14 protein-coding genes are annotated in these 12,958 nt (G+C 69.1%); 12 read left to right on the plus strand and 2 right to left on the minus strand.

All coding sequences use genetic code 11. The annotated features are described in order from the left end of the window. The first annotated feature begins 61 nt into the window (after positions 1-61). The 3 genes from ACK8OR_RS10235 to ACK8OR_RS10245 all read left to right on the plus strand — a co-directional run bounded on the left by ACK8OR_RS10235 (position 62) and on the right by ACK8OR_RS10245 (position 4,537). Positions 62-1,645 (plus strand): lysine--tRNA ligase, encoded by a 1,584-nt coding sequence (locus tag ACK8OR_RS10235; RefSeq protein ID WP_410189293.1) that lies wholly within the window; start codon positions 62-64, stop codon positions 1,643-1,645. 39 nt (positions 1,646-1,684) lie between these two features. Next, a complete protein-coding gene (locus ACK8OR_RS10240; RefSeq protein WP_410189294.1) occupies positions 1,685-2,080 on the plus strand; it encodes a DUF4864 domain-containing protein in 396 nt (131 codons plus the stop codon). 159 nt (positions 2,081-2,239) lie between these two features. Then, positions 2,240-4,537, plus strand: a complete 2,298-nt coding sequence (locus ACK8OR_RS10245; RefSeq protein WP_410189295.1) for a glycosyl hydrolase family 28-related protein — start codon at positions 2,240-2,242, stop codon at positions 4,535-4,537. Here the strand turns inward: ACK8OR_RS10245 and ACK8OR_RS10250 are convergent. Continuing rightward, positions 4,509-4,997, minus strand: a complete 489-nt coding sequence (locus tag ACK8OR_RS10250; RefSeq protein ID WP_410189296.1) for a YdcF family protein — start codon at positions 4,995-4,997, stop codon at positions 4,509-4,511. The genes ACK8OR_RS10245 and ACK8OR_RS10250 overlap by 29 nt on opposite strands. Beyond that, the gene (locus tag ACK8OR_RS10255) at positions 4,994-5,449 is read right to left on the minus strand and encodes a pyridoxamine 5'-phosphate oxidase family protein (protein ID WP_410189297.1); all 456 of its coding nucleotides are present in this window, start codon (positions 5,447-5,449) and stop codon (positions 4,994-4,996) included. The genes ACK8OR_RS10250 and ACK8OR_RS10255 overlap by 4 nt, the downstream gene beginning before the upstream one ends. 96 nt (positions 5,450-5,545) lie before the next feature. Here ACK8OR_RS10255 and ACK8OR_RS10260 point away from each other — a divergent pair, with 96 nt between their 5' ends. The 9 genes from ACK8OR_RS10260 to ACK8OR_RS10300 all read left to right on the plus strand — a co-directional run bounded on the left by ACK8OR_RS10260 (position 5,546) and on the right by ACK8OR_RS10300 (position 12,907). Continuing rightward, entirely contained in the window at positions 5,546-6,406 is an 861-nt protein-coding gene (locus ACK8OR_RS10260) for a branched-chain amino acid aminotransferase (protein ID WP_410189298.1), read from the plus strand. An 80-nt stretch (positions 6,407-6,486) separates the two neighbouring features. Next, entirely contained in the window at positions 6,487-7,575 is a 1,089-nt protein-coding gene (locus ACK8OR_RS10265; protein WP_410189299.1) for a hypothetical protein, read from the plus strand. Between the two features lie 65 nt (positions 7,576-7,640). Then, positions 7,641-8,096, plus strand: a complete 456-nt coding sequence (locus ACK8OR_RS10270) for a universal stress protein (RefSeq protein ID WP_410189300.1) — start codon at positions 7,641-7,643, stop codon at positions 8,094-8,096. A gap of 71 nt (positions 8,097-8,167) precedes the next feature. After that, positions 8,168-9,634 (plus strand): serine protease family protein, encoded by a 1,467-nt coding sequence (locus ACK8OR_RS10275; RefSeq protein WP_410189301.1) that lies wholly within the window; start codon positions 8,168-8,170, stop codon positions 9,632-9,634. A gap of 81 nt (positions 9,635-9,715) precedes the next feature. Continuing rightward, positions 9,716-10,276 (plus strand): NifU family protein, encoded by a 561-nt coding sequence (locus ACK8OR_RS10280; RefSeq protein ID WP_410189302.1) that lies wholly within the window; start codon positions 9,716-9,718, stop codon positions 10,274-10,276. Positions 10,277-10,279: 3 nt separating this feature from the next. Then, positions 10,280-10,717: a GFA family protein gene (locus tag ACK8OR_RS10285; protein ID WP_410189303.1), complete on the plus strand. Its 438-nt coding sequence runs from the start codon at positions 10,280-10,282 to the stop codon at positions 10,715-10,717. After that, positions 10,710-11,324: a tRNA (adenosine(37)-N6)-threonylcarbamoyltransferase complex dimerization subunit type 1 TsaB gene (tsaB, locus tag ACK8OR_RS10290; RefSeq protein ID WP_410189304.1), complete on the plus strand. Its 615-nt coding sequence runs from the start codon at positions 10,710-10,712 to the stop codon at positions 11,322-11,324. Before ACK8OR_RS10285 ends, tsaB begins: the two co-directional genes overlap by 8 nt. 57 nt (positions 11,325-11,381) lie before the next feature. Continuing rightward, entirely contained in the window at positions 11,382-11,780 is a 399-nt protein-coding gene (locus ACK8OR_RS10295) for a GNAT family N-acetyltransferase (RefSeq protein WP_410189305.1), read from the plus strand. 122 nt (positions 11,781-11,902) lie between these two features. Then, complete coding sequence (locus ACK8OR_RS10300) at positions 11,903-12,907, plus strand: BMP family lipoprotein (protein ID WP_410189306.1); 1,005 nt, start codon at positions 11,903-11,905, stop codon at positions 12,905-12,907. The last annotated feature ends 51 nt before the right edge of the window (positions 12,908-12,958 follow it).

The raw sequence follows: 12,958 nt of genomic DNA on the forward strand, positions 1-12,958 counted from the left end.
ATTTATTGACGGCGCAGGTGGGCCGCAATAGGGGTGCGGCCTTCTAGCAGAGGACACCCCCATGAGCACGCTGCGCGACGCCGCACTGACATCGAAGGCCTGGCCGTTCGAGGAGGCGCGCAAGCTCTTGAAACGGGTCGAGGGCGCGGGCAAGGACCACGTCCTGTTCGAGACGGGCTACGGCCCGTCGGGCCTGCCGCATATCGGAACCTTCGGCGAGGTGGCGCGCACGACGATGGTGCGGCGCGCCTTCGAGGTGATCTCGGACATTCCGACGCGGCTGGTGTGCTTTTCGGACGATCTCGACGGGATGCGGAAGGTGCCGGGCAACGTGCCGGGCGCGGACGCGTTGGCCGAACACCTCCAAAAGCCCCTGACCTCCGTGCCCGATCCGTTCGGCACGCATGAGAGCTTCGGGCATCACAACAACGCGATGCTGCGCCGGTTCCTCGACACGTTCGGGTTCGAGTACGAGTTCATCTCGGCGACGGAATTCTACGGCTCCGGTCGGTTCGACGAAGTGCTGCGGCGCGCGGCCGAGCGCTATGACGACGTGATGGCGATCATGCTGAAATCGTTGCGCGACGAGCGGCGCGAGACCTATTCGATCTTCCTGCCGATCCACCCCGAGACGGGACGGGTCCTCTATGTGCCGATGAAGCATGTGGACGCGGCCGCGGGGACGGTGACGTTCGACGATCCCGATGGGCGGGAATGGACGCTGCCGGTGACAGGCGGACATGTGAAGCTGCAATGGAAGCCGGATTTCGGGGCGCGCTGGGCCGCGTTGGGCGTCGATTTCGAAATGTATGGCAAAGACCATTCGACCAACACGCCGATCTATGACGGCATCTGCCGGGTGTTGGGCGGTCGGGCGCCGGAGCATTTCACCTACGAGCTGTTCCTCGACGCCGAGGGGCACAAGATCTCGAAATCCTCGGGCAACGGCATCTCGATCGACGAGTGGCTGACCTATGCGGCGACCGAGAGCCTGTCGTATTTCATGTATCAGAAGCCGAAGACCGCCAAGCGGATGCATTTCGACGTGATCCCGAAGGCGCTGGACGAATATCACCAGCAGTTGCGCGCCTATCCCGATCAGGATGCGAAGGGGCAGGCGAACAATCCCGTCTTCCATATCCACGGGGGCGACGTGCCGGCCTCGGACATGGTGGTGCCGTTCTCCATGCTCTTGAACATCGCGAGCGTGTCGGGGGCGGAAAGCAAGGATGTGTTATGGGGGTTCATCAATCGTTATGCCCCCGATGCCTCGCCCGACGCCAATCCGCAGATGGACGCGGCCGCCGCGGGGGCCGTTCGATATTACAACGATTTCGTTAAGCCGGTTAAGGTTTACCGTTTGCCCACAGAAGCCGAGCGCGAGGCGCTGGAGGCGCTGCGCGACGGGTTGCGGAGCTGGAACGGCGAGGCCAGCGACGAGGCGTTGCAAGGCCTGGTCTACGATATCGGGCGCGCGCGGTTCGACCCGATGCGCAATTGGTTCAAGGCGCTCTACCAAGTGCTGCTGGGCGCCGATCAGGGGCCGCGCTTCGGCGGGTTCATCGCACTCTTCGGGGTGGCCGAGACGGCGGACCTGATCGACCGGGCGCTGGCGGGCGAGCTGGCCGGGGTGGCCGCGGGGTAACACCCGCCCTAGGTTCTTCGCGGAACGGAGGGCGTGTCGATGAAACGGTATATCCTTGCAGCGATGCTGGCGGCGGCCGGGGCCGCACAGGCGGACGAGGGCGCGATCCGCGGCGTGATCGGCGCGCAGATCGACGCCTTCCGGGCCGACGACTTCGCGGGGGCGTTCGACTACGCCGCGCCCAACATCAAGGGCATCTTCGGGACGCCGGACCGGTTCGGCGCGATGGTGCGGCAGGGTTACCCGATGGTCTGGCGCCCGGCCGAGGTCGAGTATCTCTCGGCCGAGGAGCGGGGCGCCACTTGGCAGCAGGACGTGCTGGTGACCGACGGGGCCGGACGACTGCACACGCTGATCTACACGATGGTCGAGACGCCCGAGGGCTGGCGGATCGCGGGCGTCGAGCTGGTCACGCAAGGCCAGATCGGGGTCTGACCCGCCCCTGCCGCGCCCGTTAACCGACCGTTAGGGGCTCGGGCTCAGCTTTTCGGATATCGGCGGGAATCGTCCCGCCTTCCAGATTTCGAGGACCGCCCGGCTGCAGGCCGCCTGGGCGGTCCTTTTCGTTTGCGACGGCTTGCGGAGGCGACAGGCATGAACAAGGCGATCACCGACGGACTGGTGCTCTCACCCCCGGCATTCGGGCCCGACCTGACGGTCTGGTCGCGGCAGGATGGCCTGCCCGGATCGGACAGCTACGCGTCTTCGGGGAACGTGGTTTTCGTGCCAGCGGATCAGGATTTCGGCGGCTGCCTCGAGATGCAGAAGACCGAAACCACCCAGACGCTGCGCTGGATGGGGGCCACGCCGATCGTGCCGGGGTGCTACCTCCGGGTGACGCTGCGGGTGAAGGCGATCGCGGGGAACCTTCCGACGGTGCGGGTCGCGGCGACGCCGGTCCTGTCGAACGGCGCGGTGGCCACCGGCGTCGCGACGACCGGCCCCGCCGTGACGCTGGGCGCCTATGGCCGCGTCGAGGAGATCACGGCCATCATCGGCACCGGCGCGCGGGGCGGCGTCGACATGGCGTGGTCGAGCGCGGTGGCGCATGCCCATGTCGGGCTCGACCTGACGGGATCGTCGGGCGGGATCGTCCGTATCGAGGACATCGTCGTCGAGGACGTCACGGGCGCCTTCCTGCGCAGCATGATGGACTGGGTCGATGTCAGGGATTTCGGCGCGGTCGGTGATGGCGTGGCCGACGACACGGCGGCCTTCGCGGCCGCCGACGCCGCCGCAGAGGGCGGCGCGGTCCTGGTATCCGAAGGGGTCTATCGCCTGACGGATCATGTCACGTTCGACGCGCCGGTCCGATTCGTGGGTCGGATCGAGATGCCCGTCGACAAGCGCCTGAGCCTGATCCAGAACTTCGAGCTCAACAGCTATATCGACGCGTTCGGCGACGAGGAGACGGGCTTCAAGAAGGCCATCCAGGCGCTGTTCAACTTCACCGATCACGACGTGCTGGACATGATGGGGCGGCGGGTCGAGCTGACCGCGCCGCTCGACGTGCAGGCGGCGGTCAACGACAAGACGACCTATGCCAACCAGCGCGCGATCAAGAACGGGCAGGTGCAGATCGCGGACGGGCCGGCCTTCGACACGGATGTCGTGACGCAGGCCTGCGACTTCGACACGGGCGACACGCGGCTTCTGTCCAACGTGACCAACGTGGCGAATATCGCGGTCGGATCGCTGGTGACGGCGCCGACCGGGGTGGGCCGCGAGGTCTATGTCGCGGCCCGCGACATCCCCAACCAGACGCTGACGCTGAGCGCGCCGCTCTACGGGGCGCCTCCGCAACAGACCTACACGTTCGAGCGGTTCAAGTATGCGCTGGATTTCTCGGGGTTCGCGAACCTTCAGCGCTTCGTCCTCGAGGATATCGAGATCCTGATGGCGGGGAAGGCTTCGGGCATCCTGCTCCCGGCGAACGGGCTGATCTTCCACGTGAAGGACTGTTTCTTCACCGGCCCGAAGGATCGCGGCCTGACGAGCCACGCCACCGGCTGCCAGGGGATGCTGATCGACCGGTGCCAGTTCCTGTCGGTCGAGAATCAGGTCGACGTGCCCGACCGCAAGACGATCGGCTTCAACGTCAACAAGAACGACACCAAGATCCGCAACAACCGCGCCAACAAGTTCCGGCATTTCGCGGTGATCTCGGGCTCGGGGCACATCATCACGGGCAATCATTTCTTCCAGGGCGACAACACCACGCTGGGCCAGCGAACGGCCGGAATGGTGCTGGCCGAGGCGCAGTCGAAAACGGTCTTCGTCGGCAACTATGTCGACAATTGCTATCTGGAATGGACCAACGAGCATGACGGCGCGCCGGCCTTCAATTCGGAGCTGAGCTTCGGGGGCCTGCAGATCATCGGCAACATCATGTTCTCGTCCAACGTGCCGCGAAGCTATGCGTCGATCCACATCAAGCCCTACGGGCCGGGACATTTCATCAATGGCCTCACGATCACGGGCAACAACTTCAAGACGATCAAGGGGCAGGCGCTGGACCGGGCCGAGTATGTCGACGACAGCTTCGCGCCGCTCGACACGTCGCGGTTCACCGACGTGAACGTGCATTCCAACACGTTCCACGCCGTCCAGATGCAGTTCCAGAACCCGATCACCGTGCCGCTGGTCGAGAACACGGCGCAAACGACATGGGAGGTGGACCTGGCCGACTACCTGCCCTTCGGGGGCGAGGCGCGGGTCGTGTCGGCGATCTGCCCCGAGGGACGCATCCGCGACGTGGGCAACGGGACCGTTTGGACCATGCCCTACGGCTTCGCGGGGTTCGGGACGACGGGGCAATCGGTTCGGGTCAACTGGTCCGAGCCCGCGCGGGGCAAGGTCTTCGTCACCGCCCGCTGCGACGCGCCGACCTGATCGCGCGCGCCGCCGAAAGGGGCGCGGCGAGCGCCTCGCGCAGGATGGAGCGCGCCGTTCCCAGGGGCGGCGCGGTCGCCCGCGGCCCGGAGGTCGCGACGCGGCGGCCCATCAGCCGGGCGATCAGCGCCGCGCGCGGCAGGTGCCAGCGGTTCGATACCAGAAGGATGCGGGCATCGGCGGGGGCCAGCGCGAGGGCGTTGACGATGTTCTGGTGGGTCGTGCGGGAGGTCCGCTCGATCCGGATGGCCGCGTCGGGCACGCCCAGCGCGCGCAGCCGGTGGGCCGCGACCTCGCCTTCGGGCGGGCCGTGCGCGCCGGTGCCGCCCGTGGTGCAGAGCAGGTCGGCGTGCCCTTCGCGATGCAACATCGCCGCGTGGGCGCAGCGCAGATCGAGCGTGGGCGAGGGTGTGCCGTCGGGGCGGACGGCGGCCCCGAGGACGATGGCGAAGACGGTCACGGCAGGTCTGACGGCGCGAGGCGGCTGGCGCGGCCGAACCCACCGTTCAGGAGCGCGTCGGACGGCTCGAGGACCATCAGCCGAAAATCAGTGAAATCGTAGTAGAGCCTGGCCTTCGGGCGCGCGGCGAGCCACGTCTCGCGCCATGCGGCCTTGTCCCGCGCATCGACCGTGCCGCGAACCGTCAGGCGCGGATGGGTCAGCGGGTCGCCCTTCTCGTCCGGCTCGCCCAGAAGAATCGCGGCCTTCGGGTCCTGCGAGAGCGCCCGCGCATGGTCCGAAAGATCCGAGACCAGCAGACCCATCCCCTCGCCCGCCAGCCACAGACAGCCCACCCGCGTCACCAGCGGTGCCCCGTCCAGCGAGGTGGCGAGCGCGCCGTGGCTCGTCCCCACGAGGCGCGCCGCGAGGGCGCGGATCTCGGGATCGGGCGGGTGATGGGTCTCGGGCATGGGTCGTTCTCCCCCGCGCGGTGTCGCGGCTCAAGCCTCGGCTGGACGCTGGGCGGAGGCGGCCCTACCCTCCGCCCGGTCCGGGGGAGGCGCGCGATGGCATTCGGCAGCAATATCAGAACATGGTTCGACGGCACCTGGCACGATGGCGACGTGCCGATCATGCGGGCCGCGGATCACGGCATGTGGCAGGGATCGAGCGTGTTCGACGGGGCGCGGCGCTTCGAGGGCGTCACACCCGATCTCGACCGCCACTGCGCCCGCGTGAACCGCTCGGCCAAGGCGCTGATGCTGACGCCGACGATGACGCCCGAGCGGATGGTCGAGCTGGTCCACGAGGGGCTGGAGGGCTTCGAGCCGGACGCGGCGATCTACATTAGACCGATGTATTGGGGCATCCATGGCAGCGAGCTGGGCCTCGTGCCGTCGGGCGAGGAAACGGGCTTCGCGATCTGCCTCGAGGAGGTGCCGATGTTCGCGCCCGACAAGTCGACGACGCTGACGACGACGCGCTTTCGACGGCCGGTGCAGGAAGACAATGTCTGCGATGCCAAAGCCGGCTGTCTCTATCCCAACAACGCGCGCATGCTGGCCGAGGCGCAGGCCAAGGGGTTCGGCAACGCGCTGGTGGCCGACGCGATGGGCAACGTGGCCGAAAGCGCGACATCCAACGTCTTCATGGTCAAGGATGGCGAGGTCTTCACCCCGATCGCCAACGGCACCTTTCTGTCGGGCATCACGCGGGCGCGGCATATATCGAACCTCGCGCGGGACGGGCAGGCCGTGCACGAGACGGTGCTGACCTTCGACGATTTCCGCGATGCCGACGAGGTGTTCCTGTCGGGGAACCTGACCAAGGTGACGCCGGTGACCGGGTTCGACGACCGCACCTACCAGGTAGGGCCGGTGACGCGGCGGGTGCGCGACATGTATTGGGATTGGGCGCTTTCGGCCTGAGAAAAGCTGTGTTGCGCGGGACGATATGCTAGCGTGATCCGCAACGGGCCGCGTCAGACGGCCTTCGCGGAGGCGCGGGCATGGCAGTTCTATTCTCGGTGATCCGGGGTTTCGCGGGCGTGGCTCCCTTTGCGGCGACCTGCGCGGTGGCGCTCTGGGCGCTGTCGACCAACCCGCTCTCGGCCCCTCTGATCGAGCGTACGGGCGAGGATCTCGTCCTGTCGCTGGAGCGGTCGGTTCGGATCGCGGCGACGGAGGACTGGGTCGCGACGTCGCTGGAGGCGGCGGTGGCGGACGGGGATGCAGAACGGGCGGAGATGCTGCTGGGTCTGGCGGACGATCTCGGACATGACGTGGACCGTGCGCCCGCCGCGGCGTTGATCGCTGAGGCGGAGGGATGGACGGCCAGCGCGTCTGCCTGCGTCGCTTGCATGGCGGATGCCATGTCTTGCCCGTCCGTCGCGATGCTCGGCGCCTGCGCGGTGCCCTTCGAGATGTCGCCCCTGGGAGATGTGAACGCGCTTCGTCGGCAGGCGATGAACTGGGCCACGGATGCCGAGGTGGATGAGGTCGAGGCAGGCCTCGCGGCGCTTGGGCTGGCGGCAACGGCGGGCATCCTCGTGTCCGGCGGCAGCAGCGTGACGGTGAAGGCGGGGGCCAGCCTGTTGCGGCTCGGGCGGCGGATCGGCGCGGTCACGCCCGAGCTTGCGCGGATGCTGCGCGTCCCGGTGCAGTGGGACGGGGTTCCGGGCGTCGTGACGGGCCGAATCGGGATCGGCGAGATCACGGACACCGCCAAGCTGGCGGGCCTCGGCGCGGTGGCGAGCGACCTGCAACGCGTGCGCCGCGCGACCTCGACCGGCGAGGCGCTGCGCCTGACCCGGCTGATCGACGGCCCGGAGGATGCGCGCCATGTCGCCCGCATCGCCGAGGCCATGGGGCCGCGCACGACCCGCACCTTCGCCGTCCTCGGCAAGTCGCGCACGCTGCGGGCCGGGATGCGCGTCAGCCGGATGGCGGTCGCGGCGATGGTGGCCGTCTGGCTGGCCGTGCTGCAACTGGCGCTGGTGGTCGCGACCCGCGTCGGCACGGCGTCCATGCGCGCAGGCCTGCGCCTCTTCAGCCCGCCCCCGCCCCGCCGCGAACCGGTTCTGTCGCGCACCGCCTGAGCGCTTGCCAGACCGGTGCGCCAGCGCCATGCTGTGCGCTGCCGAAACCACGCCCGAGGCCCCAGATGCGCAAGTTCCTCGTCGTCCTAGACGACAGCCGCGAATGCCTGAACGCCATGCGCTTCGCCTCGCTCCGGGCCGAGCACACGCGCGCCGGCGTCGAGGTGCTGTCGGTGATCCCACCCGACGAGTTCAACCACTGGATCGGGGTCGGCGACATCATGCGCGAGGAGGCCCGCGAGCGCATCGTGGCGCATTTCGAGGTCTTTGCGAAATGGATGCGAGACAAGCACGGGCTGGAGCCGCATTTGGTGATCCGCGAGGGCGAGCCGGTGGACGAGATCCTGGCCCAGGTGCGCGAGGATCCCGAGATCGGCGTGCTGGTGCTGGGCGCCGCCGTCGAGGGCAAGGGGCCAGGCCCGCTGGTCACCGCGCTGACCAAGTCCGCAGGCGCGCTGCCGGTGCCGATGACAATCGTTCCGGGCAACCTCACGAAGGAGCAGCTCGAGGGTATCGCCTGAGACTGCGCGCTGGACGGACGCCCCTTCACCACTAGCCTATTGGGTTCAACCGCTTGCCGGAGACCCGCACCATGTTTCGCTTTGCCCTCGCCCTCATCCTGACATTGACGCTGGCGGGGGCTGCGGCGGCGCAGCAGGCGATCCGCATCAACGGGCCGTTCGATCCGGGTCGGCTGACCTCGTCGGAGAAGCGGCTGGTGCAGGCCGCGCTGGCCCATGCGGGCACCTATGACGCGCTTCTGGACGGTGCATGGGGTCGCGGCAGCCAGGGGGCGCTCGATCAATATGTCCGCGAGACGACGGGCAGCCGGACGCCGACATGGCGGGACGTTCGCAGCCTGATGCGCGGGTTCGAGGCCGAGCGGCAGGGGAGCGGCTGGGTGCCGGTCTGGCATCCCGACTGGCAGGTCTACCACCTGCGGCCCGACGGCATCCTCCAGGTCCAGAACGTCGGCGCGGACACGCGCTACTACACGCCCGATGCGTCGTTCCTTCTGATCGCGCAGCCGACGAACCGGCGGCCCGACGACCTGCATGCGACCTTCCTCGCCGATGCGCGGACCGATCGCGATCCCTACACGCTGCGGACAGATTCGCGGATGATAACGGCCGCACAGCTCCGCGGCGGGCGTCACACCTACCTGCGCTCGGACCGGCAGGACGGGCGCTGGATGACCCACACGCTGGTGGCAGACGATGCCAACCAGGCGCGGCTGCAGCTCGTCGCGGCCAGCTTCGCGCGCCGCAACATGGGCGATATCGCACCGGGCACGGGCGGCGTGATCGCGGCGCTGCTCGGCGGGTCGGGCCCCGCCCGTCCCGAGCCGGACCGTCCCGCGACGGACGATGGTCGCGGTGACGTGTCGCTGGAGGATGCGCTTGAAGGCGCGCTGATCGGGGCGATCACGGGGCTTCTCAACCGCGACCGCGACGACCGCGCGCCGGTCGCCACGCCTGTACCCGCCCCCCTGCCCGATCCCGATCGCGGCCGGCGCATCGCCACGGGGACCTTCGTGAACACGACCGACATCGTCACGACGACCCGGCTCGACCGGGTCTGTGACGGCGTTCGTATCGCGGGGGGTGCTGCGCTTGTGCGCGTAGATGTCGACCGGGACGCGGGCGTCGCGGTCTATGCCGCGCCGGGGCGCAGCGATGGCTGGGTTCCGCTCGACGACGGCACGCCGCGCCGGGGCGACGGGCTGGCCCTCCTGACCCGTGTGGGACGCGATGGCGACGCGCGCACGACGCGGGGCCGCATTCTGCGAGAGATCACGGGTGACGGGATCTTCCTCGTCGAGGCTGCTCCCGAGGCGCGGGGTGCTGCCGGCGCGCCAGTCCTGTCGTCGGAGGGCACGCTCGTGGGGCTCTGGCTCGAGGATCGCGCGGGCGACGGCTTGGGCGAGACGGTCACGCCCGACCGGCTGGCCCGCGCGCTGGACGGAATGGGCGTGCCGTTCCGCCGCGGCGGCGACCGGCGCGGCATCGGCGCGGATGCGCGATCCGCCGTCGTGGCGCTGCGCTGCGACCGCCGCTGAGTGCAGTTTAGAACGGTTCCAAAACCTTGACCCCCGGCGGCCGAAGGCGCACATAGAAGACCGACCCCGGAGGTGCCCCCCATGTTCATTCAGACCGAGACGACCCCGAACCCCGCGACGCTGAAGTTCCTGCCCGGCCAGACGGTGCTCGATACCGGCACGGCCGATTTTCCCGATTCCGCCAGTGCCGCGCCCAGCCCGCTCGCGACGCGCCTGTTCGCAATCGAGGGCGTCACGGGCGTGTTCCTCGGCCATGATTTCGTGACGGTCACCAAGAATGACGGCACCCAGTGGGATCACGTGAAGCCCGCGATCCTCGGCGGCATCATGGAGCATTTCCAGTCGGGCGCGCCCGTCATGGAAGGCGAGACGCAGGCCGCCCACGGCGCCAATCACGACGAGGCCGACAGCGCCGTTGTCGGCCAGATCACCGAACTTCTGGACACACGCGTCCGTCCGGCCGTGGCGCAGGATGGCGGCGACATCACGTTCCACGGCTACGAGCGGGGCGTCGTCTATCTCCAGATGAAGGGCGCCTGCGCGGGCTGCCCCTCCTCGACGATGACGCTGAAGATGGGGATCGAGAACCTCCTGCGGCACTACATCCCCGAAGTCCTCGAAGTCCGGCCCGTCGGGGTCTGACCCTTGGCCGATCCGGTCGTCACGGGGCGCTGCTATTGCGGCGCCTCGCGTCTTTCGGCGGATGCCGCGGCGCTGACTGTCGCCTGGTGTCATTGCTGCGACTGCCGCCGCTGGACCGGTGCGCCGCAGCCCGCCTTCGCCGCCTTCGCGCCCGAGACGCTGCACTTGGCTCCGGATACGCTCCGGCCGTTCGAGGCGGTCGCCGGTGTCGCGCGCTGGACCTGCCCGACCTGCGGCTCGCCGCTGGCGGCGCGGTTCGACTATCTGCCGGGCCAGGTCTGGGTCCCGCTCGGGGTGCTCGACCAAGCCGAGACCCTCGTGCCCGCCTCCCATTCCCATGCCGACGCCGCCCTCCCGTGGCTGCATCTCGACGACGGGTTGCCCCGCTCGGGGGGTAGTGGCCGGGATCGGTTGAACGCCGAGTTGGATCCCGATGGCTGAGCGCCTGATCCTCGCCTTCGACACCTCCGGTCCCCATTGCGCCGCAGCACTCCTCCGGGGGGGCGAGGTCGTCGCCGCGCGCGAAGAGCCGATGACACGCGGACAGGCGGAACGGCTGATGCCGATCCTCGAAGCGCTGCTCTCCGAGGGGCGAACGGCCTGGGCCGACCTCGACGCGATCGGCGTCGGGGTCGGGCCGGGCAACTTCACCGGCACGCGCATCGCGGTCGCCGCCGCGCGGGGGCTGGCGCTGGGGCTGGGCATCCCGGCCGAGGGCGTCGGTACGGTCGAGGCGCTGGCCGCCGGGCGCAACGTCACAGTCTGCCTGCCGGCGCCGCGCGGCCAGGTGCATCTGGGCTGGCGCGACACGATCCGGACGGTCGAGCCGGGCACGCCGTGGCCCGACGGATGGCCCGCGACGCCGACCGGACCGGCGGCGGGCGTGGCGGCGCCGGGGGTCGAACCCGCCGCATCGGAGCCGGTGGCCGTCGCCATCTCGCGCATCGCCGCCGCCCGCGCCGCTCCCGGACGCGCGCGCCCCGCGCCGATCTACCTGCGGCCTGCGGATGCCGCGCCGCCCTCCGATCCGCCACCGGTCGTCATCTGAGGCTGGGCCGACGCGCCCGTGCCGCTATAGTCCTTCCCGGAAGGGGAGACCGGCCCCATGAAAATCGACCGAATGGCCGCGCTGCACGCGGCCTGCTTCCACGGACCTGCACGATGGTCGGACGCGGCGTTTGCCGCGGCCGTCAGCGATCCGCTCTGCTTCGTACTGGCCGAGAAGGAGACGGGGTTCCTGCTGGGCCGGACGGTGGCCGAGGAGGCGGAGCTTCTGACGCTTGCGGTCGACCCGGATCACCGGCGCGCCGGGCTCGGCCAGTCGCTGCTGGCCCGGTTCGAAGACACGGCCCGCACGCGCGGCGCCTACGCCGCCTTCCTCGAGGTCGCGGCGGACAACGCCGCCGCCCGCGCGCTCTATGACGGGGCTGGCTGGCACCTCGCCGGTCAGCGAACCGGCTATTATGGAGGCGTCGACGCCCTGACGCTCCGCAAGACCCTCTGACGGGGGGTCAACGGGCGAATCCGGTTGATCTTCGCGCCCCCCTGCGGCCTTATCCCTTGCATCAAACGCGGCGCGGGGGTCTGCCACGACCATGAACCCGCGCCCACCAACGGGAGCGATACATGACCTTCACCAAGCAACTGATGGGCGCCGCGGCGACCCTCGCCCTGACCGCCGGCATGGGCTTCGCCCAGGATGCCGAGCCGGGCCTGATCATCGACCTGGGCGGCAAGTTCGACAAGTCGTTCAACGAGAGCGCGTTCAACGGCGCCCAGCGCTGGGTCGAGGAGACGGGCGGCGAGTATGCCGAGACGGAGCTCGCCAACGAAGCGCAGCGCGAGCAGACCATGCGCCGCATGGCCGAGCGGGGCGCGAACCCGGTCGTCGTCCTCGGCTTCGCCAACGCCTCGACGCTGGAAGTGGTCGCCCCCGACTACCCGGAGACCGACTTCGTGATCGTGGACATGGTCGTCGACCAGCCCAACGTGAAGTCGATCGTCTTCTCCGAGCACGAGGGCAGCTACCTCGTCGGCATGATGGCCGCGATGGCCTCCGAGACGGGCACCGTGTCCTTCGTCGGCGGCATGGACGTTCCGCTCATCTCCAAGTTCGCCTGCGGCTATGCCCAGGGCGCCAAGGCGGTGAACCCGGACATGAACGTCATCGTCAACATGACCGGCACGACGCCCAGCGCATGGAACGACCCGGTGAAGGGTGCCGAGCTGACGCGCAGCCAGATCAGCCAGGGCTCTGACGTGGTCTTCGCGGCCGCGGGCGGCACCGGGATCGGCGTCCTGCAAGCCGCTGCGGACGAAGGCATCAAGGCGATCGGCGTCGACTCGAACCAGAACTACCTGCACCCGGGCTCGATCCTGACCTCGATGGTCAAACGCGTGGACAACGCCGTCTATGACAGCTTCACCCAGGCCGCCGCGGGCGAGCTGGAAGCGGGTATTTCGGTCATGGGCCTCGGGAACGAGGGCGTCGGCTACGCCATGGACGAGAACAACGCCGATCTCGTGACCGCCGAGATGCAGGCCGCCGTGGACGAGGCCAAGGCCCAGATCATCGCGGGCGACATCATGGTCCACGACTACCTGTCGGATAACAGCTGCCCGGCCTTCTGAGCGCCGAACGGCAGGATGATCCCGGACGGGGCCCCCGCGGCCCCGTCCCCA

Source organism: Jannaschia halovivens, from assembly GCF_046452375.1.
GTDB lineage: Bacteria > Pseudomonadota > Alphaproteobacteria > Rhodobacterales > Rhodobacteraceae > Jannaschia > Jannaschia halovivens.

Excerpts from the sequence above, each read along its gene's own strand:
- ACK8OR_RS10280 (WP_410189302.1), top strand. The coding sequence starts at position 9,716 with ATGTTCATTCAGACCGAGACGACCCCGAACCCCGCGACGCTGAAGTTC.
- ACK8OR_RS10300 (WP_410189306.1), top strand. The coding sequence starts at position 11,903 with ATGACCTTCACCAAGCAACTGATGGGCGCCGCGGCGACCCTCGCCCTG.
- ACK8OR_RS10245 (WP_410189295.1), top strand. The coding sequence starts at position 2,240 with ATGAACAAGGCGATCACCGACGGACTGGTGCTCTCACCCCCGGCATTC.
- ACK8OR_RS10275 (WP_410189301.1), top strand. The coding sequence starts at position 8,168 with ATGTTTCGCTTTGCCCTCGCCCTCATCCTGACATTGACGCTGGCGGGG.
- ACK8OR_RS10295 (WP_410189305.1), top strand. The coding sequence starts at position 11,382 with ATGAAAATCGACCGAATGGCCGCGCTGCACGCGGCCTGCTTCCACGGA.
- ACK8OR_RS10235 (WP_410189293.1), top strand. The coding sequence starts at position 62 with ATGAGCACGCTGCGCGACGCCGCACTGACATCGAAGGCCTGGCCGTTC.
- ACK8OR_RS10240 (WP_410189294.1), top strand. The coding sequence starts at position 1,685 with ATGAAACGGTATATCCTTGCAGCGATGCTGGCGGCGGCCGGGGCCGCA.
- tsaB (WP_410189304.1), top strand. The coding sequence starts at position 10,710 with ATGGCTGAGCGCCTGATCCTCGCCTTCGACACCTCCGGTCCCCATTGC.
- ACK8OR_RS10270 (WP_410189300.1), top strand. The coding sequence starts at position 7,641 with ATGCGCAAGTTCCTCGTCGTCCTAGACGACAGCCGCGAATGCCTGAAC.
- ACK8OR_RS10260 (WP_410189298.1), top strand. The coding sequence starts at position 5,546 with ATGGCATTCGGCAGCAATATCAGAACATGGTTCGACGGCACCTGGCAC.
- ACK8OR_RS10255 (WP_410189297.1), bottom strand. The coding sequence starts at position 5,449 with ATGCCCGAGACCCATCACCCGCCCGATCCCGAGATCCGCGCCCTCGCG.
- ACK8OR_RS10265 (WP_410189299.1), top strand. The coding sequence starts at position 6,487 with ATGGCAGTTCTATTCTCGGTGATCCGGGGTTTCGCGGGCGTGGCTCCC.